Annotated in this window: 27 protein-coding genes, 1 tRNA gene and 1 pseudogene; 19 read left to right on the top strand and 10 right to left on the bottom strand. The window is 65.4% G+C overall.

Annotation, left to right across the window (positions count from 1 at the left end; genetic code table 11):
* The first annotated feature begins 3 nt into the window (after positions 1-3).
* Positions 4-609, top strand: a complete 606-nt coding sequence (locus tag NKJ34_RS06135) for a uracil-DNA glycosylase (RefSeq protein ID WP_253737401.1) — start codon at positions 4-6, stop codon at positions 607-609.
* Positions 610-655: 46 nt separating this feature from the next.
* Entirely contained in the window at positions 656-1,036 is a 381-nt protein-coding gene (locus tag NKJ34_RS06130) for a CBS domain-containing protein (protein ID WP_253737400.1), read from the top strand.
* Between the two features lie 19 nt (positions 1,037-1,055).
* Here NKJ34_RS06130 and NKJ34_RS06125 read toward each other — a convergent pair whose 3' ends face one another.
* The 3 genes from NKJ34_RS06125 to NKJ34_RS06115 form a co-directional block, all read right to left on the bottom strand.
* On the bottom strand, positions 1,056-1,697 hold the full coding sequence (locus NKJ34_RS06125; protein ID WP_253737399.1) for a DUF6663 family protein: 642 nt from the start codon (positions 1,695-1,697) through the stop codon (positions 1,056-1,058).
* Between the two features lie 39 nt (positions 1,698-1,736).
* Complete coding sequence (locus tag NKJ34_RS06120; RefSeq protein WP_253737398.1) at positions 1,737-2,183, bottom strand: hypothetical protein; 447 nt, start codon at positions 2,181-2,183, stop codon at positions 1,737-1,739.
* A gap of 243 nt (positions 2,184-2,426) precedes the next feature.
* On the bottom strand, positions 2,427-3,368 hold the full coding sequence (locus tag NKJ34_RS06115) for a LamG-like jellyroll fold domain-containing protein (protein ID WP_253737397.1): 942 nt from the start codon (positions 3,366-3,368) through the stop codon (positions 2,427-2,429).
* 115 nt (positions 3,369-3,483) lie between these two features.
* On the opposite strand from NKJ34_RS06115, the gene NKJ34_RS06110 reads away from it, so the two are divergent.
* The 10 genes from NKJ34_RS06110 (at position 3,484) to NKJ34_RS06065 (ending at position 10,983) form a co-directional block, all read left to right on the top strand.
* Positions 3,484-4,434, top strand: coding sequence for an aminopeptidase (locus NKJ34_RS06110; RefSeq protein WP_253737396.1), 951 nt, complete (start codon positions 3,484-3,486; stop codon positions 4,432-4,434).
* Positions 4,435-4,500: 66 nt separating this feature from the next.
* On the top strand, positions 4,501-4,887 hold the full coding sequence (locus tag NKJ34_RS06105; RefSeq protein ID WP_253737395.1) for a nucleoside transporter family protein: 387 nt from the start codon (positions 4,501-4,503) through the stop codon (positions 4,885-4,887).
* 61 nt (positions 4,888-4,948) lie between these two features.
* On the top strand, positions 4,949-5,608 hold the full coding sequence (locus NKJ34_RS06100; RefSeq protein WP_253737394.1) for an HVO_0476 family zinc finger protein: 660 nt from the start codon (positions 4,949-4,951) through the stop codon (positions 5,606-5,608).
* A gap of 46 nt (positions 5,609-5,654) precedes the next feature.
* Positions 5,655-6,392, top strand: coding sequence for a protein-L-isoaspartate O-methyltransferase family protein (locus NKJ34_RS06095; RefSeq protein WP_253737393.1), 738 nt, complete (start codon positions 5,655-5,657; stop codon positions 6,390-6,392).
* A gap of 37 nt (positions 6,393-6,429) precedes the next feature.
* Positions 6,430-6,711: a hypothetical protein gene (locus tag NKJ34_RS06090; RefSeq protein ID WP_253737392.1), complete on the top strand. Its 282-nt coding sequence runs from the start codon at positions 6,430-6,432 to the stop codon at positions 6,709-6,711.
* 174 nt (positions 6,712-6,885) lie between these two features.
* Entirely contained in the window at positions 6,886-7,311 is a 426-nt protein-coding gene (sdhC, locus tag NKJ34_RS06085; protein WP_253737391.1) for a succinate dehydrogenase, cytochrome b556 subunit, read from the top strand.
* Position 7,312: 1 nt separating this feature from the next.
* Positions 7,313-7,687 carry a succinate dehydrogenase hydrophobic membrane anchor subunit gene (locus NKJ34_RS06080; protein WP_253737390.1) on the top strand — a complete coding sequence of 125 codons (375 nt, stop codon included), beginning with the start codon at positions 7,313-7,315 and terminating at the stop codon, positions 7,685-7,687.
* A 2-nt stretch (positions 7,688-7,689) separates the two neighbouring features.
* A complete protein-coding gene (locus tag NKJ34_RS06075) occupies positions 7,690-8,586 on the top strand; it encodes a succinate dehydrogenase/fumarate reductase iron-sulfur subunit (RefSeq protein WP_253737389.1) in 897 nt (298 codons plus the stop codon).
* A 45-nt stretch (positions 8,587-8,631) separates the two neighbouring features.
* Complete coding sequence (locus NKJ34_RS06070) at positions 8,632-10,476, top strand: FAD-binding protein (RefSeq protein WP_253737388.1); 1,845 nt, start codon at positions 8,632-8,634, stop codon at positions 10,474-10,476.
* A gap of 288 nt (positions 10,477-10,764) precedes the next feature.
* Positions 10,765-10,983 (top strand): TrmB family transcriptional regulator, encoded by a 219-nt coding sequence (locus NKJ34_RS06065; protein WP_253737387.1) that lies wholly within the window; start codon positions 10,765-10,767, stop codon positions 10,981-10,983.
* Between the two features lie 478 nt (positions 10,984-11,461).
* Here the strand turns inward: NKJ34_RS06065 and NKJ34_RS06060 are convergent.
* Positions 11,462-11,535: transfer RNA gene (locus NKJ34_RS06060), tRNA-Pro, on the bottom strand.
* Positions 11,536-11,582: 47 nt separating this feature from the next.
* Positions 11,583-13,916 (bottom strand): PAS domain-containing sensor histidine kinase, encoded by a 2,334-nt coding sequence (locus NKJ34_RS06055; protein WP_253737386.1) that lies wholly within the window; start codon positions 13,914-13,916, stop codon positions 11,583-11,585.
* 186 nt (positions 13,917-14,102) lie between these two features.
* Between NKJ34_RS06055 and NKJ34_RS06050 the strand changes: the two genes are divergently transcribed.
* Together NKJ34_RS06050 and NKJ34_RS06045 are read left to right on the top strand one after the other, a co-directional pair.
* Positions 14,103-14,543 (top strand): response regulator, encoded by a 441-nt coding sequence (locus NKJ34_RS06050; RefSeq protein WP_253737385.1) that lies wholly within the window; start codon positions 14,103-14,105, stop codon positions 14,541-14,543.
* The gene (locus NKJ34_RS06045; RefSeq protein ID WP_253737384.1) at positions 14,544-15,620 is read left to right on the top strand and encodes an ATP-binding response regulator; all 1,077 of its coding nucleotides are present in this window, start codon (positions 14,544-14,546) and stop codon (positions 15,618-15,620) included. It begins immediately after the preceding gene.
* A gap of 78 nt (positions 15,621-15,698) precedes the next feature.
* Here the strand turns inward: NKJ34_RS06045 and NKJ34_RS06040 are convergent, their stop codons facing one another.
* Complete coding sequence (locus NKJ34_RS06040; protein ID WP_253737383.1) at positions 15,699-15,893, bottom strand: cold-shock protein; 195 nt, start codon at positions 15,891-15,893, stop codon at positions 15,699-15,701.
* 129 nt (positions 15,894-16,022) lie between these two features.
* Positions 16,023-17,327 carry a twin-arginine translocation signal domain-containing protein gene (locus NKJ34_RS06035; RefSeq protein ID WP_253737382.1) on the bottom strand — a complete coding sequence of 435 codons (1,305 nt, stop codon included), beginning with the start codon at positions 17,325-17,327 and terminating at the stop codon, positions 16,023-16,025.
* Between the two features lie 113 nt (positions 17,328-17,440).
* Between NKJ34_RS06035 and trmB the strand changes: the two genes are divergently transcribed.
* The 4 genes and pseudogenes from trmB (at position 17,441) to NKJ34_RS06020 (ending at position 21,149) form a co-directional block, all read left to right on the top strand.
* Entirely contained in the window at positions 17,441-18,490 is a 1,050-nt protein-coding gene (gene trmB, locus NKJ34_RS06030; protein WP_253737381.1) for an HTH-type sugar sensing transcriptional regulator TrmB, read from the top strand.
* Between the two features lie 64 nt (positions 18,491-18,554).
* Positions 18,555-19,292: pseudogene (locus tag NKJ34_RS15955) on the top strand (response regulator); the annotation flags it as partial.
* Positions 19,293-19,358: 66 nt separating this feature from the next.
* The gene (locus NKJ34_RS15950) at positions 19,359-19,940 is read left to right on the top strand and encodes a MogA/MoaB family molybdenum cofactor biosynthesis protein (RefSeq protein WP_425491775.1); all 582 of its coding nucleotides are present in this window, start codon (positions 19,359-19,361) and stop codon (positions 19,938-19,940) included.
* A 147-nt stretch (positions 19,941-20,087) separates the two neighbouring features.
* Positions 20,088-21,149 (top strand): Gfo/Idh/MocA family protein, encoded by a 1,062-nt coding sequence (locus NKJ34_RS06020; protein ID WP_253737379.1) that lies wholly within the window; start codon positions 20,088-20,090, stop codon positions 21,147-21,149.
* A gap of 160 nt (positions 21,150-21,309) precedes the next feature.
* Here NKJ34_RS06020 and NKJ34_RS06015 read toward each other — a convergent pair whose 3' ends face one another.
* Both NKJ34_RS06015 and NKJ34_RS06010 read right to left on the bottom strand, forming a co-directional pair.
* Complete coding sequence (locus NKJ34_RS06015) at positions 21,310-21,627, bottom strand: RPA12/RPB9/RPC11 RNA polymerase family protein (RefSeq protein WP_253737378.1); 318 nt, start codon at positions 21,625-21,627, stop codon at positions 21,310-21,312.
* 236 nt (positions 21,628-21,863) lie between these two features.
* The gene (locus NKJ34_RS06010) at positions 21,864-23,930 is read right to left on the bottom strand and encodes a DEAD/DEAH box helicase (protein ID WP_253737377.1); all 2,067 of its coding nucleotides are present in this window, start codon (positions 23,928-23,930) and stop codon (positions 21,864-21,866) included.
* Positions 23,931-24,077: 147 nt separating this feature from the next.
* Between NKJ34_RS06010 and NKJ34_RS06005 the strand changes: the two genes are divergently transcribed.
* Complete coding sequence (locus tag NKJ34_RS06005) at positions 24,078-25,262, top strand: CBS domain-containing protein (RefSeq protein ID WP_253737376.1); 1,185 nt, start codon at positions 24,078-24,080, stop codon at positions 25,260-25,262.
* A gap of 17 nt (positions 25,263-25,279) precedes the next feature.
* On the opposite strand, the gene NKJ34_RS06000 is transcribed toward NKJ34_RS06005, so the two are convergent.
* Positions 25,280-25,915 carry an ArsR/SmtB family transcription factor gene (locus NKJ34_RS06000; RefSeq protein WP_253737375.1) on the bottom strand — a complete coding sequence of 212 codons (636 nt, stop codon included), beginning with the start codon at positions 25,913-25,915 and terminating at the stop codon, positions 25,280-25,282.
* Positions 25,916-25,989: the final 74 nt, after the last annotated feature.

The raw sequence follows: 25,989 nt of genomic DNA, 5'->3' as shown, positions 1-25,989 counted from the left end.
GGTATGGAGCAGTTCGACGGTCTCTGTGTGCAGGGCTGCCAGCGGTGTCCCAATCTCGTCGAATCTCGGAGCCGGATCGTCAACGGCGTCGGACCGGACGACGCCGACCTCCTGTTTGTCGGCGAGGGACCCGGCGAAACCGAAGACGAGCAGGGCGAACCCTTCGTCGGTCGGTCGGGGAGCGTCCTCGACGAGGCGCTCGGCGAGGCCGGGGTCCTCCGCGAGGAGGTCCGGATCACCAACTGCGTGCGGTGTCGACCCCCGGAAAACAGGGACCCGACCACGGAAGAACTCGCCAACTGTCGGGGGTATCTGGACAGCGAGATCGCGGCCGTCGACCCCACGCTGGTCGTCACCCTCGGCAAGGTACCGAGCGAACACCTGTTGGGGCGGTCGGTCGGCATCACGAACGAGGCGGGCGAGATCGTCGACGCCCGCTTCGGCGACCGGAGTCAGCGCGTCCTGCTGTCGGTCCACCCGGCCGCCACGCTGTACGACCGGAGCCAGCGGGCGACCTTTTTCGAGACGATCGCCGAGGCGGTCGACCTCGCCAGCCTCGGTGACGGCAACGGCGGTAGCGACGGCCAGTCGCGACTGGGCGAGTTCTGAGCGGGCGGGCGAAACACCAAAGCCGCCGGCCTCTAGAGTATGGTGTATGTCAACTGGGTCCAACCGAACGGTCGAAGAGCTGATGTCGGAACCGATCATCACCACGTCGCCGGAGACCACCGTCAGGGAGGCCGCCGAGACGATGCAAGCCGAGAACATCAATGCGCTGTTCGTACCGGGTGCCGAGGCCGGGATCGTCACGAGTTCGGATATCGTCGACGCCGTCGCCGCGGCCGCCGATACGACCGCCGTGACGGTCGGCGAGGTGATGACCTCGCCGGTCGAACGCGTCCCGCGGTCGCTACCGCTTGGGGAAGCAGCGGCGATGATGACCAACTTCGGCATCAAACACCTCCCGGTGGTCGACGAGGACAACGACTACGTCGGCATCGTCTCCTCGACCGATATCACGATGGCGCTGGCCTGAAACAGCCGCGCCGATCTATCTACAGCGGCGGCAGGCCGTAGGTATCCCGCACCGTCTCGGCGAGCATGCCGTCCTTGCGGAAGACGATATAGATCAGGACGAACTCCTCGTCGACCGGGTTCATCACGAACACCGCCCGATCGTCGCTGTCGTCGCGTTCGGCCTCGACGCGCTGGATCAGCGGTTCGATCGGCGTCGCGCCGGTTCGGAACTCTTCGAAGAGGTCCTGCGGCGGCGTCTGTTTGGCGAAGGTGTAGACGACGCCGTTGGGCTCGTTGTCGGTGCTGTAGGTCAGCCGCGAGTTCATCGCCTCCCCGGCCATCTGGGCGTCGTACCACGTCTCCTGTGCGGCTTCGAAGAGGCCGCTGACGCCGTCGGCGTACTGGATCCACGTCCGGCCGTCGACCGCGCAGTCGACGAACCGCGCCTCGCTGTCGTCCCACGAGAGGCTCGCGGTCACCTCGTAGCCCGGTTTGAGGTCCCTAACGGTCTCGGCGAGGTCGTCGTCAGATGCCGGCGGCACGGCCGCAAGTGGCTGGAGGTCGGCCTCGGTGTCGTCGTCTTCGACCGCAGCGACTGCCTCGTCGAGGTCGACCAACAGGAGCCTGCCGTCGGGTCGCCGATCCAACACCCGAAACCGGCCGGTCGTCGTCGGTTCCATACGCCATTTGGGCGGTCGACTCGAATAAGCCACCCGACTTCACCCGGGGAAGTACGCTACGAACAGCAAGAAGACGATCAGTGCAGCGAGTCCACCCGTGGCGACGGCATACAGCAGGGCCACCCCGCCGAGGACGAGTCGCCCGTCGACGCCGGGCTCCGAGCGATCCCAGCGCCCAGTCGCCGATCCGCCGACGGCGATCAGTGCCCAGACGCAGATCGGATAGCCGACGGCCATCAGCGCCGTCCACCGGAGCAGTGGCTGGCCGCCGATCGGTCCCTGAACGAACGCGCGGCCGAGATAGAGTCCGGTCTGGATGACCACGAGGAGTCCGATGAGCACCGTGTAGTTCACGCCCAGCCGGCCGGTCGGCCACCGCTCGATCCGTTCCCGAACCTGCCTCGTGGCGAGGGCGGGGAGACACGTCAGCCCGGCGAGCAGCCAGAGCCCGAGCACCGAACCCACCGGCCAGAGCCAGCTTCTCATTGGGCCGACTATCTCCCGTTCCTGTAGTAAATGCTGGGAACGGTCAGTCGACGAGTGTAGCGATCTGCCGCTCTGCATCGGCAGTTCCACGTCCCTCTCGGTCGACCCGCGCCCCAGTGTACTGGGTCGTCGACCACACCGAGGACGTCCTTTCCCGGATCGTCGTCCGTCGGTAGCTTGTGGCGAGCCGCCGGAAGCCCACCGAGAAATACGTTGTCGGTTTCTACTACCAATAGGATCGTGTTAACACACGTCAAGGTCGACGATATCGTCGTGTTTGGCGTTCATCGCACACTGGACGACGTTTCGGGCACCCGGTGAGAGCTGCTCGTTGCTGACGAAGTATTCGGCGACGTACGCCTCGAAGGCCCGCCCCGAGCCGTCGCCGCCGATCCGGACGCTGGTGCCGAGTGCCGCCACGCCGTCGCCGGCGGTGCCCTGCGAGTCGCCGTCGACGAACAGGGTTCCCGTCTCGCCGTCGGTCGTGTGGGTGACGATCGCCCACTCGCCGTCGGTCGTGATCTCGGCGGCCGGGCCGGGCGTCGACCACCACTCGTCGGCCTCGGGGCTCGCCGGTGGCCGGTCGGACTGGCTGAGTTCGACGGCGCTACCGTTGCCGTCGGCCGCATCGATCGCGTACGGCCCGCCGCCACGGCGGTCGCTGTCGACGACGTAGACCAGCATCGTCACCGTCAGTCCGGTGTCGTTTGTCACCGACAGCGCCGACGGCGGTGCGTCGAGCCGGAGCCAGCCCCGACTGCCGTCGAACCGGACGGCTTCGACGCCGTCGACGACCGCCCACTCGGGGCCGGCGGCGGTCGGCGTCGCCCGGAACCCGTTGCTGCTTTGGTCCCGCCACTCCCCGACCGGCGTTCCGGGATCGAAGCCGGGGCTCGCGCCGGCGTCGAGCCAGAGCACACAGGGCACCGTCCCGTCGGTGTAGCGCTCGTTGGCCGCGCGGTCGGCGGCGAAGCCCGCCACGTCACGCGGATCGAACGTCTGGCTGTAGCTACACTGGGCGTCGCCACCCGAGACGGTCGTCGTGGGCCCGGTCCCACCGACGAACTGGATGACCACGACCCCGACGACGAGCCCGAGTCCCACGGTAAAGGCGAGCAGTACCGTCGACTGGATCGGCGTGGTCGGCCGCCATTCGCCCCGTCGATCCGGGAGTCCCCAACTCATTGTGCGCCTCGATCGAGACACGATGTAGTCCCGCGTCCGCAATAAATACGTTGGGACACTGATCCGTCGTCGACCGAGGGGGAAGGGCTAACAGCCGCCGCTGCCATGGATCGGTATGAGCGATGTCGACCTGCAGGCGGCCGCCGAGACGGCACTCACCCAGTGTCTCGATCTCGGCCCCGAGGAGACCTGTCTAATCGTCACCGACGACAAACGCGAGCCGATCGGCGAGGCCCTGTATGCGGTCGCCGCCGAACTGACCGACGACCCGGTGATCGTCCGCTACCCGCCGGGGCCACAGCACGGTGCCGAACCACCCGAACCGGTCGCCGCGGCACTCGACGAGGCCGACGTCTTTCTCGCCCCGACCACCAAGAGCATCAGCCACACTCGGGCCCGCGGGGCGGCCTGCGAGGCCGGCGCGCGGGGGTCGACTCTCCCCGGAATCACGGAGGACGTGTTCGTCACCGGGCTCGACGCCGACTACGAGGCGATCGCCGCCCACTCCGCGACGCTCCACGAGCAGGTGCGGGACGCCGAGGAGATCCGGGTCACCTCGCCGCAGGGCACCGACATTACGTTCGAGATCGGCGACCGCGAGTGGCATCTCGACACCGGGATCGTCCACGAGCCCGGCGACTTCTCGAACCTGCCGGCCGGCGAGGTGTTCGTCAGCCCCGAAAGCGCCTCCGGGACCTACGTCGTCGACGGGACGATGCGCCCCCACGGGCTGCTCGAAGACGGCCAGCAACTCCGATTCGAGGTCGACGACGGCCTCGTGACCTCGATTAGCGACGACGAGATCCGCGAGCAGATCGAGACCGCTGCCGAGGAGGCCGGTGAGGCTGCCTACAATCTCGCGGAGTTGGGGATCGGGACGAACGTGGGGGTCGACGAACTCGTGGGGTCGGTCCTGTTGGACGAGAAGGCCGCGGGGACGGTCCACATCGCCATCGGCGACAACGCCTCGATCGGCGGCGAGACCGAGGCTCCGCTCCACCTCGATGGGATCCTGCGGGAGCCGACCGTCTCCGTCGACGGAAGCGAGATCGAACTGCCCGAGTAGTCTCGGGATGGCTGTCAGCAGGGCTGTTCGACAGAAACAACAGTAAACAAACACGAGTTGGCTTCGATGTCTGATCAGGATCTGCTGGGCATGACGATCATGCTCATCGGTGCCGGTGGGATGTTCGTCACGGCTGTCATTGGTGTGGTCAATGGTGCTGTTGTTGGTCCCTACGGCTCGGTGAGGGTTGCCGCCGTTGTTTCGGGAATTGGATTTGCAGGCCTGCTTGCAGCCCTCTTGCAGTCGACGGGCCGACTGACGGGTGTTGATCCAACACTGGCACAAGGTGGTGGGCTCAGTTGTGTTGGTGCCAGCCTTGTCCTGCTAAATCCACTCACCGGAACACCACTGCCGTTCGCTCAGATCGGCCTCGTCGGTGCAGCACTCTCAGCGCTCGGTGGGGTCATCCTACTCGCTACCGCAGTCGACTCCCAAGCGCTCGACACCGCGTGAGGCAGACCCACACCGCCCGCACAAGCACGACTTTTTACCTGCCGCCCCCGGAAAAGCGGCTATGAGCGATATCGACGCCGGCGACCGGGTGGCACTCGCCTGTCCCGCCTGTTCGCCACGCGAAGACACCGTCCACGAGGTGCTGAAACCCGGCGGCGACGTGACCGTCCGGTGTACCGACTGCAGCCACGTCCACAAGACGACCATCGAGTCGACGCCCAGCGTCGAAAAACGGGTCATCGTCTCCCAAGAGGGCGAGTCGTTCAGCACCCACCTCGAAACCGACCCCGAGGAACACGTCGAGGTCGGCGACGAGTTCATCGTCGACACCCCCGAGGCCATCCTGCAGGTCCGGGTGACCGGGATCGAACTGCTGGAGACCGACAGCCGCGTCGAGAGCGCGGTGATGGACGAGGTCGAATCGGTCTGGACGCGCGCGGTCGACAACGTCGGTGTCAACGTCACCCTCCACCCCAAGGACGGCTCGCGGGACGACACCCGGAGTCTGAAAGTCAACGTCCCCGGCGACTACGAGTTCACCGTCGGCGACACCGAGTCGTTTGGCGACAACGAGTTCACCATCACCGGGATCTTCGTCCGCGACGACGCCGAAGGCTACCGCTTCGACAAGTTCGACGAGCGGGGCGATATGGTGTACGCAAAGGACATCAAACGGATCTACGGCACCGACGAGACCACCAGCGCGTGGTCGGCGTGGTAGCTGACAACTCCGACCGTTAAAGACTGTCCACACCAGAGCCACCACAATGGATCGCGAAACCCTCCGAGCAGACATGGTCGAGGGACTGGAGTACAGCCTCGACCGGCCGCTCGATCCCGCACTCGTCGACGCCCTCCAGACGGTCCCCGCCCACGAGTTTTCCGACCCCGAGAGCGGCGGCGAGGGCCCTGGGTCGCGCAGTCTCTCACCCGAGTTGGTCGCCCGCCTGCTGCTCGCCCTCGATGCGGGGCCGGGCGACGAGACGCTGATCGTCGGTGCGGGCGTCGGCTACACCGCCGCGGCGCTCGCCGAACTCGTCGGCGGCCGCCACGTCCACGCCGTCGACATCGACCGCCGGCTCGTGTCGGTCGCCCGCCGGAACCTCCGGGAGACGGGGTACGACGAGGTGTTGGTCGACCGGCGTGACGGCGCGAAAGGCCTGCCCGAGTACGCGCCCTTCGACCGGGTTTTGGTCGAGTGTGCGGTCGTCGAGCCGCCGCGCGCGCTGGTCGACCAACTCGCACCCGGCGGGCGGCTGGTGGCTCCCCGCGGGACGACCACCCAGACGCTCGTCGCCTTCGACCGGACTCCCGACAGCGGTACTGTCGAGGCGGCCGGTGAGTTCGGTGCCGTTCAGTTCCGCCCGATGTTGGTCGACGGCGAGCAGGCCAGCGCGCCGGTCAGAAACCGGACCGAACGCGAGGACAGCGAGTTCGACACCCAGAGGTACTTCGCGCCGACGGGCTGGGAGTACGAGTGGCTCGACTGGGACGAACGGCTGTAAGCGACACACTCAGGAGGCTCCCGGTCATACTGGAGGTGTGGCCGATTCAGCACAATCCCCGGGCGAGGCCGACGGCGCTGCGACCGCGGAGCCGGACGTCGACCTGACCGAACTCACGATTCCGGAACGGATCGCCCTTGCGACGAGCCAGCAGCCGGCGATGGGGCTGTTCCTCGTCGTACTGACCCTGTTTGCGTTCACGTTCGTCATCGCGCTCGCGCTCGTCTATCCGATCGTCGCCGGGCTGTTCGTCCTCGGCACGCTGGCGGTTCTCGCGGTCGGCGCTGCGGTGTTCGTCGTGTTCCGCCGCGATCGGTAGCGCCGGCCCATCGTGGCAACCCGGCGCTGACCGCCCGCTCCGGCCCACCGGTCGACCCCCCGTCTCGACCGGTCGCCGACCGATCCCGCCGTCGTCCCGACCGGTCGCCCGCGGGCTAACCCGCATGGTCGACACGTAACTTCTATACCACCCCGGTACGGATCCACACACGACATGAGTCAGTCGTACAATCGGGGCCTCATCGAGGACTTCGGCCGTTGGCGGGAGTTCTCGGCGGGCATGTGGGCATGGATCTTCCACAAGTTCACCGGCTGGGTGCTTGTGGGATACCTGTTTACCCACATTGCGGTGCTCAGTACAGCGATTCCGGCATCGAGCCAGGACGCCGCCGTGCTGGCCGCCAACGAGGACATCTACACGACGACGATCGTCGCGCTCGAAAGCCTACTCGTGGTTCGCATCCTCGAAGTGGGCCTGCTCGCGGTCGCCGTCTTCCACATCCTCAACGGGCTCCGGCTACTGTTCGTCGACCTCGGAATCGGGCTGGAATCACAGGACAAGAGCTTCTATGCATCCCTGATCCTCACCGGAGCGATCACGGTTGCCTCTGTCCCAACGTTCATCGCGGGGGCGTTCTGAGATGGCCGAGCACTACTCCTCCTTTACGAAGGGTGGACGGCTCTGGTTGTGGCAACGCATCACGGCGGCGTTCCTCGTCGTCGTCCTCGCGTTCCACTTCTTCCTGTTGCACTTCGTCTACCACGCCGACGAAGTCACCTTCGCGATGAGTCAGGGGCGGATGGAGACGCTGAGCTACTACTCGCTGATGATCCTGTTCCTGGTCACCGCGACGTTCCACGGCGTCAACGGCGTCTACAACGCCTTGGTCAACCAAGGGTTAACAGGGACCAAGCGCCAAGCTGTCAAGTGGACGCTCGTCGCTGCCAGCGTCGTGCTGCTGGTTCAGGGGGTCCGGACGGCGAACGCGTGGGCCGGCTTCACGACGTTCTTCTAACCATGAGCACACAACCACCACAACAAGAACACGAGGAATCGCCCGCCGACAGCGTCGACGAGACGGAGTCGACGCCGCCGGCCCAACAGCGGCGTGAGGACGCCAAAGCCGACAAGCGGGGGCGGGACGCCCAGCGGCAGGCCGAGGACGACGCCGCGGCCAAACGCGACGAGCCGACCCGGCACATCAAGGTGTTCCGCTACGACCCCGAGATCGAGGGGAAACAGGAGCCGCGGTTCGACGACTTCCACGTCCCCTTCACCAAGGGGATGACCGTCCTCGATGCGCTGATCTACGCCCGCGACGAGTACGATCCGTCGCTGACCTTCCGGCACTCCTGCCGGCAGGCGGTCTGTGGCTCGGATGCCTTCTTCGTCAACGGCGAGCAGCGGCTGGGCTGTCAGACCCAGCTGTCGGACCTCAACGAGCCGGTCCGGATCGAACCACTGCCGCATCAGGAGGTCGTCAAAGATCTGGTCGTCGACATGGACCACTTCTACGAGGAGATGGAGGCAGTCGACCCCTACTTCGACCCCGACGAGACGCCCGACGGTGAACTCGCCGAACAGCGTCAGTCGCGGGCCAATCGGGAGAAGATCAAGATGTCGACGCGGTGTATCTGGTGTGGGGCCTGTTTCTCCTCCTGTAACATCGCCGCCGGAGACAACCAGTATCTCGGGCCGGCGGCCTTGAACAAGGCCTACCGGTTCGCGATGGACGAACGGGAGGGCGAGGCCAAGACACAGGACCGACTCGAAACTATCGAACAGGAACACGGCGTCTGGCGGTGTCAGACCCAGTTCTCCTGTACGAACGTCTGTCCAAAGGATATCCCACTCACCGAACACATTCAGGAACTCAAACGCGAAGCGGTCAAGAAGAACCTGAAGTTCTGGTAGGAACGCTCAAAGGGCTGCGGATCCAATACAAACCAACAAACAATTATGTACGAACACGACGTCATCGTGGTCGGTGCGGGCGGTGCCGGGCTTCGAGCGGCGATCGCCGCCGACGAGGCCGGTGCGGACGTGGCAATGGTTACGAAACTCCACCCGGTGCGGAGCCACACGGGGGCGGCAGAGGGCGGCATCAACGCCGCTCTGCGGGATGCCGACTCGTGGGAAGACCACGCCTACGACACCATGAAAGGGTCGGATTATCTGGGCGACGCCCCGGCGATCGAGACCCTCTGTCAGAACAGTCCCTACGAGGTCATCCAACTCGAACACTGGGGGATGGCCTTCTCGCGGGAGGACGACGGCCGGGTCTCACAGCGACCGTTCGGGGGACTGTCGTTCCCCCGAACCACCTATGCCGGCGCGGAAACCGGCCATCACCTGCTGCATACCCTCTACGAGCAGGTCGTCAAGCGGGGGATCGAGGTCTACGACGAGTGGCACGTGCTCAACCTCGCGGTCACCGACGAGGAGCGCCCCGAGGACCGCCACTGCCACGGCGTCGTCGGCTACGACGTGGCGACCGGCGAGGTCTCCGGATTCAAGGCACGGGACGGCGTCATCCTCGCCACCGGCGGCCCCGGGCAGGCCTTCGACCACACGACCAACGCAGTTTCGTGTACCGGCGACGGCCAAGCGATGGCCTACCGGGCGGGCGTGCCGCTGGAGGACATGGAATTCATCCAGTTCCACCCGACGACGCTCCCCTCTACCGGGGTGCTGATCTCCGAGGGTGTTCGTGGCGAGGGCGGGATCCTCTACAACAGCGACGGCGAGCGGTTCATGTTCGAACACGGCTACGCCAACAACGACGGCGAACTCGCCTCGCGTGACGTGGTCTCTCGTGCAGAGTTGACCGAGGTCAACGAGGGCCGCGGCATCGAAGACGAGTACGTCCACCTCGACATGCGGCACCTCGGCGAGGAGCGCATTCTCGACCGCCTCGAAAACATCCTTCACCTCGCGGAGGACTTCGAGGGCGCAGACGGCCTCGAAGAGCCGATGCCGGTCAAACCCGGCCAACACTACGCGATGGGCGGCATTGAGACCGACGAGAACGGCGAGACCTGTGTCTCCGGCCTGTATGCGGCCGGCGAGTGTGCCTGTGCGTCGGTCCACGGTGCGAACCGACTGGGCGGCAACGCGCTGCCCGAACTCATCGTCTTCGGCAAGCGCGCCGGCTACCATGCCGCCGGCAAAGAGATGGAACCCGCCGAGATCGAGACCGGCCAGCGCGGCGAGTTCGAGCGCGCGACCGTCGACTCCCCGGTCGAACTCGGCGAGGGCGGCTCGCCCGGCGATGCGGTCGCCGACGGCGGCGCAGTCGCCGCCGGCGGATCGGCCGATCCCGACACGCTGCTCGAAGAGAGTGTTGCGGCCGAGCGCCGGCGCATCGAGGATCTCCAGTCGGGCGACGACGGCATCCACCACTCGAAAGTCCGCTCGGCGGTCCAGGAGACGATGACCCAGCACGTCAACGTTTTCCGTGAGGAAGAAGGCCTCAAACAGGCGCTACGTGACATCCGGGACGCACGCGAGCGGTACACCGACGTGACCGTGATGGACCCCTCACAGACGTTCAACACGGATCTGTTGCAGACGATCGAGACCCGGAACCTGCTCGATCTCGCCGAGGCGATCACCGTCGGCGCGCTGGCCCGCGAGGAGTTCCGTGGCGCACACTGGCGCGCCGAGGCCCAAGAGCGGAAGGACGACGAGTGGCTGAAACACACGCTGCTCTCGTGGAACGACGGCGCGCCCGAACTCTGGTACCGCCCGGTCATCCTCGAAGGCGAGAACAAGACCTACGAGCCGAAGACGCGCAGCTACTGATCGCGGTCGACCACCGATTTTTCTCCGCAGATCCCCCTCGTCGAGAGGCAACACGCTGTCGGTCGACTGCGGCCGTGACCGTCGAATCCACCGTGCATGGGAGTTCCTCTCACAGATTCGTCACGAGTCGAAAGCCGCCCTCGATGGAGCCCTGTGGCCCACGTCGCCGGTGCGGTTCGATCCGGCCAGATCGGACTAAACAGCCACCAACGGTCGACAGCGGCGCTCTCCCGAAGTTCGACGAATGTCGTAGGACAGCTTTATTATTGTCGAACCCAATCTACAGATATGCTCACACAGTCGTCGCAAGCGATCTCGATTCCGACCGATCTTCGGTCGCCGCGGGCGAAACTGGTCTATCTATTCCTCTCGATGAACGGCACGGCAACGATCACCGAACTCCAAGAGAGCCTGAATATGAAGAAGATCTCCCTCTACAGTATTCTCAAAACGCTACAGAAACAGAACATGATCTCGAAGGACGGCGACCGGTACACGCTGGCGTAGGTCCCGGTGTCGTTCGGCGGACGGACTCCGAGCAGTTGCTGTCGTGGGTATCACCAGTAAGGTCGACGTTTATGATCGTGGCTGTGCGACACGAGGAGCTCACGTTGACCGACGGCTATCCGGACGAGGCGAGCGGACAGGTTCCACTCCCCGAAGCCCATCGGCGGGACCCGCCGACGGGTTGGCGACGACTGCTCCCGCGAGTCTACTGTAACGCGGGCGATCCGAATCTCGTTCCCGACAATCTTCGCTCGGCTGTCGAGCGTCATGGCTGGACTGTCCAAGCGATGGGACGGAACGACGAGGCGGTGACTGTTATCATCTCACCGAACGGAGTGTAGGGCACCCGAGTGTCGACGCTGGTGGGGTCGACCGGGTTCGAACCTCGGTCGTTCCGTTCGCTGTCGCTCACTTCACTCCCTGCTTCGAATCCGCGCTCACAGAAATAGAACACGCCTCTCTTGAGTCGGCGGTTGTATGGGTTCGCCCGGATTCGAACCGGGGTCACGGGCACCCAAGGCCCGAAGTATGGCCAAGCTAACCCACGAACCCTCACCACATTCTACCGGACAGGTAGTGTAAAGCGTTTCGTTCGGCGATCAGGCCGCATCGAGGGTGAAATAGAACGTCGACCCCTCGCCCTCGGTCGACTCGACCCAGATCTCGCCGTCGTGACGAGTGACGATCCGCTCGCAGATCGCCAGTCCGATCCCCGTCCCGTCGCTGTTGGGACCCTTGTCGAACAGCCCGAAGAGTTCGTCCTGCTGGTCGGCCGGGATCCCCGGCCCGTCGTCGCTGACCGCAAACCGGTGGCCGCCGGCGGTTTCAGTGGCCGTGATCTCGATGGTCGACCCGCCGTGTTCGATGGCGTTATCAGAATCGCCACCCGATTCTGATTGGCTCACAGGAGCATCGCTCCTGTGAACGTCACCGGTCTCCGACCGGTTGCTCATTGAGCCGTGCTCAATGGCGTTCGAGACGAGGTTCTGGAACAGTTGCCCCAGTTGGTCGGCGTCGCCCCGAACCGTCGGCAACTCGTCGGCCAGCAACTCGGCGTCGGCCTCGTCGAGTGCGAACTGGAGGTCCTGCCGGACGCCTTCGAGGACCGCCTCGACGTCGACCGGTTCGAACGGTTCGCCCTCGGTTTCGACCCGTGAGTACTGCAGGAGGCCATCGATCATCCCGCGCATGCGCTCGGCCCCGTCGACCGCGAACGCCATGTACTCCCGTGTCTCGGCGTCGAGATGCTCGTCGAGTTCGGTCTCCAAGAGGTCGACGTAGCTCGATACCATTCGCAGTGGCTCCTGCAGATCGTGCGAGAGGATGTAGGCGAACTCTTGGAGTCGCTCGTTGGAGCGTTCGAGCCGGGCTTCGTACTCTTTGCGGTCGGTGATATCCTTCGAGATCACCGCGAGTCCGTCCTCGTCGGGATAGATCTGGAGTTCGGTCCAGTAGTCGGCCGGCTCGTAGTAGTACTCACACCCCGTCGGCTCCTGTGTCTCCATCGCCTCCCGAAGCCGATCTTCGACGACGGTCCCCTGAACCTCGGGGAAGTACTCCCAGAGGTTCTCCCCGTGGACGTCGTCGGCCGACACGCCGATCCGGGCGGCCATCGTGTCGTTCCAGTAGGTGACCTCGAAGTCGGTGTCGACGGCGTAGTAGGCATCCGAGATCCGCTCGGTCAGCCGGCGGTAGGTCCGCTCGCGTTCGGCGCGTTCGAGCTCGTAGCCCAGCCACTCGCTGAGCAGTTCCACGAAAGTCGACTGGATGTCGGTAAACTCGCCATCCTGTGGGTCCCGATCGGCGAAACAGACGGTACCGATGGTTTCGCCGTCGTGCGTGATGGTCGACCCGAGATAACAACCCAGTTCGAACCGCTCGTAGGCCGGGTCGTCGGCCCACCCCTCGGCGGCGGCATCGTCGACGACAAGCGGCTCGTCGCCCCGAACGGTCTTCCGACAGTAGGATTCGGCGAACGGTGCGGTCGCCCCGGTCTGGAGCTGTTCGTTCGGGCCGACACCGACGACGATCTTCTGGATATCGTCGTCGACGCGGGTGTAAAAGCCCTGTTCGACATCCATATACGCTCGTCCGAACTCCAGCAGTTCGGCGACCTTCTCCTCGAAGGGGGCGGATGTCGAGGCCGTCTGGTGGAGACGTCGGAACGCCGCCTCCTGCTTGCGGAGTCGCTCCAGCCGCCGCTTTCGTGCGGAGACGTCTCGGCCGATCCCGACGATCCCCCGGAGGTTCCCTTCGGTGTCGGTCAGTCGGGTGCCCGTAAACTCGTGGGGGATCGTCTCGCCGTCGGCGGTCAGGAGTTCGGCTTCGACGACGACCGAGCCGGTGTCGAGGACGGTTGTGATCGCGTCGTCGACCCGCCGGCGGTCGGCCGCCGCGATGAGATCGAGTGCGTCCATCCCGTCGAGTTCCTCGTCCGTGTAGCCCGTCATCGTCGAAAACGACGAGTTCCACCGCTGTAGCCTCCCGTCGGCATCGAGCATATAGAAGACGTCTTGGAGCGTTTCGAGGCTCTGCTCGATGAACCCCCGTTCGGCTTCGAGGGTCTGCTGGCGCTGTTTGCGGTCGCTAATGTCGCGGATCTCGGCGATAACGTAGGCCTCACCGTCGAGTTCGGTGCGTGCCAGCCGGACCCTGACCGGAACCCGCTGGCCGTCGGCGCGCTCGATCACCCACTCGAAGGCTTGCGGCTCGCCGGCGGCGGCCGCCGCGATTCGGGCCTCGGCGTCGGCCTGTGTGTACCCCTCGTCGGTCGCGCTGTAGTCGCCAACCGATAGCTCCCTGATCTCGGCTTCGGTGTAGCCGTAGAGGGATTCGAGCCGGCTGTTGACGCCGACGATCGCCCCCGTCTCCGGATCGTGGAGCGTAATCCCGATCTCCAGATCGTCGAAGACGGTCGACACTGTCTCTTTCATTGGCTGTTTTCCGTACTAGTTCGACCGGCATAATAAACCGTGGCCCGGCCCGGCGGTCGACCAACGGCTCGTCGATTCCGTATCCGAGTCTACGTGTCGCCGAACCATTAAACGGGCCGAGTGCGTAGACCGCTCAATGAGTGGGTTCTGCCGTTCGAATCGACGGCTACGCTGCGGTGAGATGCGATGAGTGCACCCGACAAAACCGTCGAGATACTGTTGGCCGAGGACAATCCGGGCGACGTCATGCTGACCAAGAAGGCGCTCGAACAGGGAAAACTCGCCAACAACCTCCACGTCGTCACCGACGGCGTCGAAGCGCTCGACTACCTCCGACAGCACGGCGAGTACGAGGACGCTCCGCGACCGGACCTCATCCTGCTGGATCTCAACATGCCACGGAAGGACGGCCAAGACGTGCTACAGGAACTCGCGGCGGACGACGACCTCTGTCGGATCCCGGTCGTCGTCCTGACTAGCTCGGAGTCGGAGGAGGACATCGCCAGATCCTACGAACTCAACGCCAACGCCTATCTGACCAAACCAGTCGACTTCGACGGCTTCGTCGAGATCGTCGACCGGCTGGAGAACTTCTGGTTCAAGGTCGTGAAACTACCGGAGACATAGATGACGGTCGGTGCAGACGGGGAGCTTCGCGTGCTCCTCATCGAGGACAACCCGGGCGATGCAACGCTGTTCGAGCGCTACCTCACGACCACCCGAAGCGGGTCGTTCCCGCCGTCGACCGTCGTCACCGTCGAATCGCTCGACGAGGCGATCGTGGCACTCGAGGACGACGCGTTCGATCTGGTAGTGCTCGATCTCGGGCTGCCGGCCAGCACTGGTCTCGACACTCTCGACCGGTACAGCGACGCCATCGCGGCCGCCGAGGGGATCGATCCCGTACCGGTTATCGTCCTGACGGGGTTGGAGGACGACGACACCGCCGTTGAGGCGATCGAGCGCGGGGCACAGGACTATCTGGTGAAAGACACCGTCGACGGGCCGCTCCTCCGCCGGACGATCCGGTATGCCCTCGAACGCCACGCCCAACAACAGGCGCTCCGGCGGCAGAACGCCCGGCTCGAACGGTTCGCCAACGTCGTCAGCCACGACCTCCGAAACCCCCTGAGCGTCGCTCAGGGGCGCATCGAGATGATCGACAGTGACCACGCCGCTGTCATCGAACGCAACCTCGACCGGATGGAGGCGATCATCGAGGACGTCCTCACGCTGGCCCGCGAGGGAGAGACCGTCGAGGAGACCGACATCGTCGACCTCGCGGCGCTCGCAGCCGAGTGTTGGGAATCGGTCTCGACCGACGACGCGACGCTGTCGGTGACCGACGGCCTCCGGATCCGGGCCGACCGCAGCCGGTGTCGACAGCTGCTCGAAAACCTCTTTCGGAACAGTGTGGAACATGGCTCTGTGGAGGGATCCGGCGTCTCGATCCACGTCGGTGGTCTTGAAGACGGGTTTTACGTCGCCGACGACGGGCCGGGGATTCCCGAGGACGACCGTGATTCGGTGTTCGACCCCGGCTACTCGACCAGCGAGGACGGCACCGGCCTCGGGCTCAACATCGCTCGGGAGATCGCCGAGGCCCACGGCTGGCACGTCGCAGTAACGACGGGCACCGACGGCGGCGCGCGCTTCGAGTTTACCGGCGTCGACACCGACGAGGCAGCCGCCTCGGACGCGTAGTCGATCGGGTTGCCGTGTGGCGCTGCCGCTAGCCGGCTGAAATATGGAAGAAAGCGGGTGTCTGTGCGGTGCGAGACCTTACAGACGGGTCAGGTTGTTCGCGCGGGGGCCCTTCGGGGACTGCTCGATGTCGAACTCGACATCTTGACCCTCTTCGAGGTCCGGACCGCCGACGTCTTCCATGTGGAAGAACACGTCGTCGTCAGCATCTTCCGTGTCGATAAAACCGTAGCCGCCAGTGTCGTTGAAGAAATCAACCGTACCGTTTGCCATTGCCTTTGTTCCGAACGCCGCCGGAGGGATAAGCGTTGTGCGGGGCGAGGTACCACGCGCCGGGTCGCAGTAGTCACCACTTACTGTGAGAGTCCCACAAGCCCGCTGTAGTAGCCACTGCCTACCGGGTCAGTTGCCGCCAAACGCGGCCATCACGTGGACGCGCTCGGCGTCGACGAAGATCTCGCCGTCGGTGCCGGCCCCGACGAGGCGGTCGTCGAGTTCGTCTTCGGTCGGGGCGGCCGTCGAAAACAGTCCGGCGAACCGCGCGTTTCCCCCCGTCACTGTCCCCTCGTTGGTCGTCACGTCGAGTATGCTGACCAGTCCGTCGGCGCTCGCAAGCAGGTCCTCGCCGTCGACCATGCGCCCGTCGGGATCGATCGACGCCACGGATCCGAGTGGGTCGTCGCTCCCCCAGATCGCGACCGCGAGGGCGGCCTCGCCGGTCGACTCAAAGAGCCACTGACCGTCCTCGTCGTCGACCATCCGGCCGACCGTCGACACGTAGCCGCTCAGGCCGTGGGCGAGGACGGTTTCGGCGGGCGGTTCCCGGTCGGGCCGCTCGGTCGGGACCACGAGGACGTCATCGGAGACGGCGAACGCCGACGGGCCGTCGGTCGCCTCGTAGATCGAGATGCCGCGCTGTCGGTCGACCTCCTCGAAGCCGTCGGTGTACCGGTCGGCAATCACTGTCGTATCGAAGCGACCGTGACAGACCAGCAGGCCGTCGACCAGCGTGACCCTGTCGACCTCGATCCCGAGGGTGTCGACGACCGGCCCCTCGGCGCTCCTGTTTGCCGCCACTGTCGTGTTTTCGCCGGCGGCTGTCGTGTTTCCGTCCACGGCCGTCGTATTCTCGTCGGCGGCCGTCGTGTTTCCGTCCACAGCCGTCGTGTTTTCGTCGACGGCTGTCGTGTTCCCGTCCACAGTCGTTCCGTTGGTCGACTCGATCGTCTCGTTGCCCGCCACGGTCGGTTCCTCGATGATGCCGGCGATCGACCGGTTTACCGGATCGATCACGGTCTCGTTGCCGGCTACGTCGTCGTCGGTCGGATCGGTGCCGACGGCGACGTTGACCGCCCGGCGGAGGGGGGCCGCAAACGGGTAGCTGGTGAGCGTGGCGACCGCGTCGGGGATCGCCCCGGTTGCGGCTGCCGGCAGTCCCACCAGTGGCTCGTCGACTGGGAGTCGACCGGCCGCAAGCGCTTGTCGGACGCCGTGGGCGGAATCGAGCCGCATCGAGAGGGCGACGACCCCGCCGCCGGCGTGGCTCTCGGCCGGCGGCCACGCGCTGTAGGGTGGCCGGTCGTACTCCGGTGGGCCCGATCCGATGTTGCTGATCGGCTCGCTGCTGTCGCCGTCGTCCAGACAGCCCGCGACCGCGAGCGCGCTGCCCGCAACGCCCGTCGTTCGCAGGAACGTCCGTCGGTCCATAGCCGACTGTTCCGCTCCAGATACAAGTACCATGCCGAACGCCGCCGATCTATCCGGTGGCGTGTAACTCGGGGTATAGTAACTCTCATAGGTACACTCTCCGATATCGAACTATGACCGACGACCTCCGGCAGACGCTCGATACGGTCGGCGAGCGGTTCAATCTGGGCGAGTACGAGATCGACGCCTATCTGGTCGTCCTCGAACACGGCCAGCTCACCGCCAGCGAGATCGCCGATCGGACCGACATCCCACAGCCACGGGTCTACGACACCGTCCGCAGCCTCGCGGACCGACAACTCGTCGAACTCCGGGAGTCCCGACCGATGCGGATCGTCGCCATCGACCCCGAGGAGGCCTTCGGCGAGATCCAGACGTCGTTCACCGAGTTGGTCGACGAACTGGTCGCCCGCTACACCGCGCCGGCACGCGAGACCGAGGCGGTGTCGCTGGTCAAATCCCGGTCGACGATCGTCCGCCATCTCGCCGAGTGCATCGAGTCGGCGGAGTACGAACTCGCCGTCTCGCTGACCCCGGAGCTGCTCGAGGAGTTCGGCGACACGCTGGCGGCCCGAACCGCCGCCGGTGTCAGCGTCGACCTGCTTGTCACCCCGGCGAGTGCCGCCCCCGAACCGGCGTCGTTCGACTACCTCTCGGTGGCGACGACCGTCCGGGCCCGCCGCGGGATCACTACCCCGGTGGTGGCGGTCGCCGACGGCGAACGCTCGGTGTACGCCACGCAGAACGCCCTCCGGAACGACACCGACCGCTACGGCGTGATCTTCAACCGGTCGGCGCTGGGCTTTCTGGTGTCGGGCTTTTTCGGCACCGTGCTGTGGACCACCGCCGAGACGCTGGCGACCGATAGCTCCGAGCGGCCGTTTCCCCGGAAGTACGCCTCGATCCGCCGGGCGGTCAAGGACATCCGCGGGCTCGGCGGGGAGTTCTACGCGACCGTCGAGGGCCGGGACGTCGAAACCGGCGAGTCACGGGTCTGCTCGGGGAAGGTCGTCGGCGTCGACTTCACCGACTCCGAGGAGGTCGCCTCCCTGACCGTCGCAACCGACTCCGGCCGCGTCGAGATCGGCGGGCGCGTCGCCGCCCTCGAGGACATCGAGGGCCGAGAGATACACATCGGCCGTGAGACCCCGCCGGAGATCTGATCGTTCCCGGAGCGACACTCCAGCAGTCAGAACAGTTACCTCGATTCGTCCCCTACAGCCGGCCATGGGGGCACCGATCCGGGTACTCCACGTCGACGACGAGACCCGGTTTCTGGAGCTTTCGGCGGAGTTCCTCGCCGCGGCCGACGACCGCCTGTCGGTCGTCACCGAATCGATGGCGACCGACGGGCTCGACCGGCTCGAAACCGGCGCGTTCGACTGCGTCGTTAGCGACTACCGGATGCCATCGATGACCGGCATCGAGTTCCTCGACGCCGTCCGGGAGCGGTACCCCGCCCTGCCGTTCGTCCTGTTTACCGGCGAGGGATCCGAGACCATCGCCAGCGACGCGATCTCGGCGGGGGCAACGGACTACCTCCGGAAACGGACTGGTACCGAACAGTACGAACTGCTGGCCAACCGGGTCATAAACGCCGTCGAGAGCTATCGGGCCCGAAAAGAGCTCGAACGGTACGAACTGCTGGTCGAGACGGTCGGCGACCCGATGTACATGCTCGACGCCGAGGGAACGGTCACGCTGGCCAACGAGGCGCTGGCCGACATGCTCGGTCGTGACCGTCAGGAGGTCGTCGGCATGGACGCCGCTGAACTGCTCGTAGCCGGCGACTATCAGGTCGGTAGTGACTGCCTAGCCGGGGTTCGCGGGGATCCCGAGACCGACTGGTCGGCCTTCGAGGCGGGCGTCCGGACCGCCGACGGTGAGGTGATCCCGACCGAGATCAGCACTGCTCCAATCGGCGACGACGCCGACGGCTCCGGGGGGAGCGTCGGGGTCGTCCGCAAACGATCCGACGACCGGGAGACTGCTGGAAGCTTTATGTTTTCGAGCCGAGCAGCTACAGCCGAGATGACCGAACCAACGGAGCCGACCCCGACGACCGATCCGGACCGGCGGACGACCGACGACCACGGCCACGATATCGTCACCCCACTTCAGGCGGCGATCATCACCGTCTCGACCTCGCGGGCCGAGGCTGTCGACCCCGACGACCCCGGCGGCGACCGGATCGAATCGCTGTTCGAGGCGGCGGGTCACCGCGTCGTCGACCGCCGGCTGGTCGCCGACGGGCGGGCCCCGATCCAGGCGGCCCTCGACGATCTGGTCGCCGAGCCGACAGTCGACCTCGTGATCGCCACCGGGGGGACCGGGCCGACGGTCGACGACGTGACCCCCGAGGCGGTCGCCGCCCGGTTCGACCGCGAGCTGCCGGGGTTCGGCGAGCTGTTCCGCCGGCTCTCCCACAGGGAGATCGGGACGCGTGTGGTGGCGACGCGGGCGACCGCCGGCATCGCCGACGCGACGCCGGTGTTCGTCGTGCCGGGCAGCACCAACGCCGTCGAGTTGGCGACCGAAGCGATCATCCTCGAGGAGGCCCCGCATCTGGTCGGCCTGTCGACGCGGCATCTTGCAGCCGATCCCGACGCGTAGCGCCGACCTCCCCGCTTGTTGATTCGTCACAGGGTTTATTGTCGACGCTGGCGGACTTTCAGACGGACCTACCCCGCGTGCGTTGTCCCGTCGATGACGTGGGACGCTGCTGTGCGACGGTCGAACTCGGGAGTACTCACTACAGCAATGTCGTCTGACTCAGCACCACGGATCGGAATCGTCGGCCTCGGCGGCATCGGTCGGTACCACGCCGAACTGCTGGCCGAACAGGACGCCGAACTCGTCGGCGGCGTCGACATCTCCGGCGATGCCAGACGCGGCTTTAGCGAGGAGTTCAACGTCTCGACGTACGAACAGGTCGGCGACCTCATCGACGTGGTCGACGCACTGTTTGTCACCACTCCCAACCGGTTCCACGAGGAGTATACGGTCACGGCGCTGGAGGCGGGCTGTGACGTGCTGCTCGAAAAGCCGCTGGCCCACTCGGTTGCAAGCGCCGAACGGATCGTCGAGGCGGCCTACGCCGCCGAGGGGTTCTGTATGGTCGGCTTCAACAACCGGTTTTCCGCCCCCGTCGAAGTGATCAAACAGTATCAGGCCGACGGCCGGTTCGGCGAACTCACCCACATCGAGGCCAACTACATCCGCCGCCGGGGGATCCCCGGCCGGGGGTCGTGGTTCACTTCGAAGGAGGTCGCCGGCGGCGGCGCGTTGATCGATATCGGCGTCCACGCCATCGATCTGGCGTTGTACTTCCTGGATTTCCCGCGGATCGCCGAGGTCTCGGGGACCGCTCGCTCGCAGTTCGGCACCCGCGAAGATTACGCCTACGTCGAGATGTGGGGCGACGATACTGGCCCCGAGGGGTTCGACGTCGACGATTCGGCCAGCGCGTTCATCCGGACGGCCGACGACCGGACGATCTCACTGGATATCGCATGGGCGACCAACCGCCCGACCAACGACGCCTTCATCCTTCGGGGGACCGAGGCCGGGGCGACGTTCGATCGATCGAGCCACGAACTCACGATCTACGAGGACAGCACCGCCGGACAGGACCACCTCACCGACGCCGAGATCGAAACTCGTGCCACCGACACTCACAAAACCGAACAGCGCTACTTCCTCGACCATGTCGGCGGCTCTCCCCCCGAGCGAAACACCGTCGAGGAGGGGCTGGCCGTCCAGAAAGTTATCGACGCCATCTACCGCTCGTCCGAACAGGGACGAGCGATCTCGCTGGACTGATCTGCGACCCGTTGCTGAGAACTGTTCCCTATCACAGATAGCCTGTGTACCTGTACGCGGCGAGTGTCGCGAGATCTACCCATAGTCTGCCGTCGACGGTTGCGGCTTGAGCGTCACCCTGGTGGGTAGTCGAGATGCGGTCTTCCTACAGCAAACCGTATCAGGAGTCGCGCCACTTGTGGCCGCACTCGACGCAGGTGAACAGCCGAACCTCGTAGGAGCCGCCCGGCTTCGGCATCATCTCGGAAGTGGCCCGATCGCTGTCGCAGTCGGTGGCCGGACAAGGCTCCTGTACCGTCTCGGTCGACCCCCGGGTCGCGTCGGCCACGGCGGGTGCCCCGTCGTCCCGCTGTCCATCCTGAGTCGCCATCGCCGCTTCCGCTTGCGAGTCCCGCGGCTCCTCGTTCGCACAGGAGCGACACACCCACGTGTCGCCCTCCGTGTGCATTATCGAGCCACACTCGTCACAGAATTGCATATATCGTCGGAATACACGGATGACGGATATATGTACTAACTTCCGATCCGTCGCGGACGTCGGGCAACTGCCAATGGTGACTGAACTGAGATTGCAAAGCGGCAACCGGCAACGTTTTTCGCCCATCCACAGCCGGACTCACTGGTGTTTGCCGGCATCTATCCGTGTTGCTGCTATCTACCACCATCTGTTGGCGGCTACAGGAGTTCGTTACCGTCGTTCGTCGACCACGAGCGCTACATCTCCTCGTCGGCCAGTTCCTGTTCGGCGACGATTTCGTAGGGCGTGAGGCCCCCCCGAATGCCGTCCAGCAGCCGGAAGGCGTCGTCCGGCGAGAGGAAGTGCCGCGTGACGACCCGGCCAAGCGGCGTGGGTTCTAGCCCGTCGATGAACTCCCAGTCGAGCAGTCGACCGATCGCTCGCGTCGTGTCGATCTCGCCGAGCATCCGGTCGTTGAGGCGTTTGGCCCCTTTGCCCGCGACGGTGACGTTCGCCAGCGTCTCCTCGACAGCCGCCGCCTCGTCGTAAACGTTCTTGACGTCCTCCATCTCGCCTTTCAACAACTTGAAGGCGACCTCGTCTTCGGTCATCTCCATCGAGTTGTGGTAGGTGGCGTCGGGCTCGATCAGCATGTAAACGGTCCCCTGATCGTGGTAGTCGGGTCGACCCGCCCGCCCGAGCATCTGGCTGAACTCCTGGACGGAGAGCCACTCGATCCCCATCGCAAGCGTGTCGAAGATCACCTGTGAGGCCGGGAAGTCGACACCCGCCGCCAGCGCTGCGGTGGTGACGACCGCCGACAGCTCCTGATCGAGGAACTGTTTTTCGACCTTCTTGCGCTTCTTGTAGCCGAGGCCAGCGTGGTAGGGCGCGGAATCGTACTGGAGTTTCCGGCTGATCGAGTGGCAGCGTCGACGGGAGTTGGTGAAGATGATCGTCTGGCCCCGGTATCCCTTCGAGGACTTCTGGTCGAAGGCGCGCTTGACGAGTTTATCTTCGAGCCGCAGCTTCTCGCGTTCGTCGGCGAAGGTGACGTGCCGCTCGATGGGGACCGGCCGCTCCTCGAACTCGATGAGTCGCGCGCCGAGTCGACCGGCCAACCACTCGGGGTTGCCGACGGTCGCCGAGAGGTAGACCCACTGTGCGCCGTCGTAGTTGCTGCCGTGGCTGTCACCGCTCGCGCGCTGTTCGCAGTAGTATTTGAGTCGCGAGATCAGCCCGTCGAGGCGGTGGCCGCGTTCGCCCTCCTTGAGCGTGTGGACCTCGTCGATGACGACCGTCCCCACGTCGCCGAGGTTCTTGCCGGTCCGCAGCGCGTGATCGATCCCCTCGTAGGTACCGACGATCACGTCGGCGTTGGGGTCGAACTGGCTGCCCGAGTCGGCGATCCGGCTCGCGCCGACCCGGATCGTCACGTCGAGGCCCAACTCGTCGTAGCGTTCCTGGAAGTCCTCGTGTTTCTGGTTAGCGAGGGCGACCAGCGGAACCAGAAACAGCAGTTTCCCCTTGCCTTTGAGGGCGCGATCAATTCCCGCAAGCTCGCCGACGAGCGTCTTCCCGGTCGCCGTGGCGCTCACGACGAGTTGGTCCTCACCGTCGAGGAGGCCGTTGCGCACCGAGAGGCTCTGGACCGGCAGCAAGGATTCGAATCGGGATTCGGTCATCGACTTGAGCCGGGGGTGGAGATCGAGGTCGGCCGTTTTGACGGGGTCGACGTCGTCGACGGTCGCGCTGATGGTGTCGAACTTGGTGAGGTCCGGATCGAGGTTGCCGGACAGCAGGTCAACGATCCGGTCGAGGTCTTGGACCTCCAAGAGGAGGTCTTCGAGCCGGTCCTGTGCGGAGCCGGTGAACTGCCCCTTGTAGGAGAGTTCGCGTTCGAGCTCTTCGACCGCGCAGTCGGGACAGATGTGTTCGCGGTCGGTCTTGATTGCCGTCTCCTTCGTTACGGGGGAGTACCGGCCGTCGTTGGCGCAGTAGCGGCAGGTCCGGACGACCGCCGCCTCCAGTTGGTAGCCATCGAGGAGGTCCTGGAGTTCCTGGCGGCCCTGCGTGGAGGTCTGCTGAGAGATCCGGATACGAGAGGCGTTGCGCGCGAGGTCGACGAACTCGGTCGGATCGCGGGGCTCCTCGCTGGAGCCCTGTTTACGACGAAACCGCCCCGGCCGGGGGCCGGCGCTCGTCTCCTTGACGTCGAGGCTGCCGTGGAAGACGCGGCTGCCGTTTTTCCGGGCGACGACGCGGTAGCTGTCGCCGGATTCGTGGAGGAACAGCGTACCGACCTGCGCGACCTGCTGAGACACGCCCGACGGTATGCGAGCGTGGTATATCAGCGGTTCGGCTCGGTGTCGACGTGCGAGCCCGACACAGGGGCACCGTAGACGGCGGCCGCGAGCCGACGACGCTGGTCGACGGCCAATTTAATACCGGCTCGGCGACTACCTGTGGGTATGCGTGGCATTCGTCTCGGGAGCGCCTTCGGCATCCCCATCCAACTCAACTGGACGTTTCTGCTCGTTTTGCCGGTGTTCGCGTGGATTATCGGCTCGGATATCATCACGCTGGCCGAACTCGTCAACCGCGTCCTCGGCGGATCGATCGCCACCGATTCGCTGACCGCCGGGTCGACGCCGTGGCTCCTCGGCTTTGCGGCCGCCGGCGGGCTGTTTTTCGGCGTGTTGCTCCACGAGTTCGGTCACTCGCTGGTGGCGATGCGCTACGGGCTCGAAATCGAGTCGATCACGCTGTGGCTGCTGGGCGGGGTCGCGAGCTTCCGGGAGATGCCCGAAGACTGGCACAAGGAGTTCACCATCGCCATCGCCGGTCCCGTGGTGAGCGTGCTCGTCGGGATCGTCTCCTACGGCGCGTTCAGGCTGGTCCCCCCGGGGTTGGGGGCCGTCCAGTTCGTCCTCGGCTATCTGGCCGTGATGAACGTCACGCTGGCGCTCTTCAACATGCTTCCGGGGTTCCCGATGGACGGCGGCCGGGTACTCCGCGCGCTGCTGGCCCGCAAACGCCCCCACGCTCGGGCGACCCAACTGGCCGCCGAGGTGGGCAAGATCTTCGCGTTCCTGCTCGGGATGGTCGGGCTGTTCGCATTCAGCCCGCTGTTTATCCTCCTGGCGTTCTTCATCTACATCGCGGCCTCCGGCGAGGCCCAGCAGTCGACGATCAAGGCCGCCTTTCAGGGCGTTTCGGTCCGGGACATCATGACCCCCGGTGAAGAGCTTCACGTCGTCGAAGCCGAGTCGACGGTCGCCGAACTCGTCGGCCGGATGTTCACCGAGCGGCACACCGGCTACCCGGTGGTCGACGCCCGCGGCGACCTCGTGGGGATGGTGACGCTGGACGACGCCCGGACGATCAAGGAGATCGAACGCGACGCCTATCGCGTCGAGGACGTGATGGAACGCGACATCCAGCAGATCGCCCCCGACGCCGACGCGATCACCGCCCTGCGGACCATGCAGGAACACGGCGTCGGCCGACTACCGGTGGTCGACGGCCAGGGGAATCTTCGGGGCATCATCTCCCGGACCGATCTGATGACGGCGTTCAATGTGATCCAGAGCCGCGGCGACAACAGTTCGCTCATCGGATCGGGGTCGGCGTCCGATCTACCGCCGATCCGGTAATCCGCGGCCGACTGCCGTCACTGCCGTCGACGAATCAGGACGACCACGACGACGAGCGCGATCACGCAGCCGAGAAAGAAGACGACACCCGGCTCGGTCAGGAACTCGACGAGGCCACCGCCGGCGGCCCGGTCAGCCGCGGTCGCGGCGTCGGTCGTCTCCACGGACATCGGCTCCGGCCCCGCGGCGGAGTCGTCGGTCGGGGCGGACTGGAGGTAGGTCGTGGCGACGTACTGCACCAACAGGCTGAGGAGGCCGAACACCCCCAGCGCGCCGAGGAGGTCTTTGATCGTGGCCTTGAGCCGATCGGTGGTCGACTCCGTGCCCGCGGTAACGACGAGCGCCGCCTCACATGGCGCATACACCGTCATCTCGGTGCCCTTCTCCGAGTACCACGTATCGGCGGCGGCGATCAACTCGGCGTCCTGGAGGTTTTCGAGATGGTAGCGCACGTTTTGGACGGTGGTGTCGGTCTCGGCGGCGAGTTCGCTCGCCGGGCGGGGCTCCTCGTAGAGTGCCGCCAGAATCTGCCGCGCCGTCGACGACGACAGCGTCTCGAAGACTTCGTCGGCAGCATCATCGGCAATAGAGACGACAGTGGCCCCGTCGTCGGTGGGTTCGACGCGGGATTTCAGCGGGAGCAGACTTTTCATTGTCGACTTATAATCCGATACGAACGATGTGGCGTATAGTTTGTGGTGACTGAAACCCGATTTACGTATCGGTA

The sequence above is a fragment of the Halohasta salina genome, assembly GCF_024178165.1.
Lineage (GTDB): Archaea > Halobacteriota > Halobacteria > Halobacteriales > Haloferacaceae > Halohasta > Halohasta salina.
Note: the sequence above shows the minus strand (reverse complement) of the source record. Positions and strands in the feature narration are given on the sequence as shown.

Excerpts from the sequence above, each read along its gene's own strand:
- NKJ34_RS06135 (WP_253737401.1), top strand. The coding sequence starts at position 4 with ATGGAGCAGTTCGACGGTCTCTGTGTGCAGGGCTGCCAGCGGTGTCCC.
- NKJ34_RS06130 (WP_253737400.1), top strand. The coding sequence starts at position 656 with ATGTCAACTGGGTCCAACCGAACGGTCGAAGAGCTGATGTCGGAACCG.
- NKJ34_RS06125 (WP_253737399.1), bottom strand. The coding sequence starts at position 1,697 with ATGGAACCGACGACGACCGGCCGGTTTCGGGTGTTGGATCGGCGACCC.
- NKJ34_RS06120 (WP_253737398.1), bottom strand. The coding sequence starts at position 2,183 with ATGAGAAGCTGGCTCTGGCCGGTGGGTTCGGTGCTCGGGCTCTGGCTG.
- NKJ34_RS06115 (WP_253737397.1), bottom strand. The coding sequence starts at position 3,368 with ATGAGTTGGGGACTCCCGGATCGACGGGGCGAATGGCGGCCGACCACG.
- NKJ34_RS06110 (WP_253737396.1), top strand. The coding sequence starts at position 3,484 with ATGAGCGATGTCGACCTGCAGGCGGCCGCCGAGACGGCACTCACCCAG.
- NKJ34_RS06105 (WP_253737395.1), top strand. The coding sequence starts at position 4,501 with ATGTCTGATCAGGATCTGCTGGGCATGACGATCATGCTCATCGGTGCC.
- NKJ34_RS06100 (WP_253737394.1), top strand. The coding sequence starts at position 4,949 with ATGAGCGATATCGACGCCGGCGACCGGGTGGCACTCGCCTGTCCCGCC.
- NKJ34_RS06095 (WP_253737393.1), top strand. The coding sequence starts at position 5,655 with ATGGATCGCGAAACCCTCCGAGCAGACATGGTCGAGGGACTGGAGTAC.
- sdhC (WP_253737391.1), top strand. The coding sequence starts at position 6,886 with ATGAGTCAGTCGTACAATCGGGGCCTCATCGAGGACTTCGGCCGTTGG.
- NKJ34_RS06080 (WP_253737390.1), top strand. The coding sequence starts at position 7,313 with ATGGCCGAGCACTACTCCTCCTTTACGAAGGGTGGACGGCTCTGGTTG.
- NKJ34_RS06075 (WP_253737389.1), top strand. The coding sequence starts at position 7,690 with ATGAGCACACAACCACCACAACAAGAACACGAGGAATCGCCCGCCGAC.
- NKJ34_RS06070 (WP_253737388.1), top strand. The coding sequence starts at position 8,632 with ATGTACGAACACGACGTCATCGTGGTCGGTGCGGGCGGTGCCGGGCTT.
- NKJ34_RS06065 (WP_253737387.1), top strand. The coding sequence starts at position 10,765 with ATGCTCACACAGTCGTCGCAAGCGATCTCGATTCCGACCGATCTTCGG.
- NKJ34_RS06055 (WP_253737386.1), bottom strand. The coding sequence starts at position 13,916 with ATGAAAGAGACAGTGTCGACCGTCTTCGACGATCTGGAGATCGGGATT.
- NKJ34_RS06050 (WP_253737385.1), top strand. The coding sequence starts at position 14,103 with ATGAGTGCACCCGACAAAACCGTCGAGATACTGTTGGCCGAGGACAAT.
- NKJ34_RS06045 (WP_253737384.1), top strand. The coding sequence starts at position 14,544 with ATGACGGTCGGTGCAGACGGGGAGCTTCGCGTGCTCCTCATCGAGGAC.
- NKJ34_RS06040 (WP_253737383.1), bottom strand. The coding sequence starts at position 15,893 with ATGGCAAACGGTACGGTTGATTTCTTCAACGACACTGGCGGCTACGGT.
- NKJ34_RS06035 (WP_253737382.1), bottom strand. The coding sequence starts at position 17,327 with ATGGACCGACGGACGTTCCTGCGAACGACGGGCGTTGCGGGCAGCGCG.
- trmB (WP_253737381.1), top strand. The coding sequence starts at position 17,441 with ATGACCGACGACCTCCGGCAGACGCTCGATACGGTCGGCGAGCGGTTC.
- NKJ34_RS15950 (WP_425491775.1), top strand. The coding sequence starts at position 19,359 with ATGACCGAACCAACGGAGCCGACCCCGACGACCGATCCGGACCGGCGG.
- NKJ34_RS06020 (WP_253737379.1), top strand. The coding sequence starts at position 20,088 with ATGTCGTCTGACTCAGCACCACGGATCGGAATCGTCGGCCTCGGCGGC.
- NKJ34_RS06015 (WP_253737378.1), bottom strand. The coding sequence starts at position 21,627 with ATGCAATTCTGTGACGAGTGTGGCTCGATAATGCACACGGAGGGCGAC.
- NKJ34_RS06005 (WP_253737376.1), top strand. The coding sequence starts at position 24,078 with ATGCGTGGCATTCGTCTCGGGAGCGCCTTCGGCATCCCCATCCAACTC.
- NKJ34_RS06000 (WP_253737375.1), bottom strand. The coding sequence starts at position 25,915 with ATGAAAAGTCTGCTCCCGCTGAAATCCCGCGTCGAACCCACCGACGAC.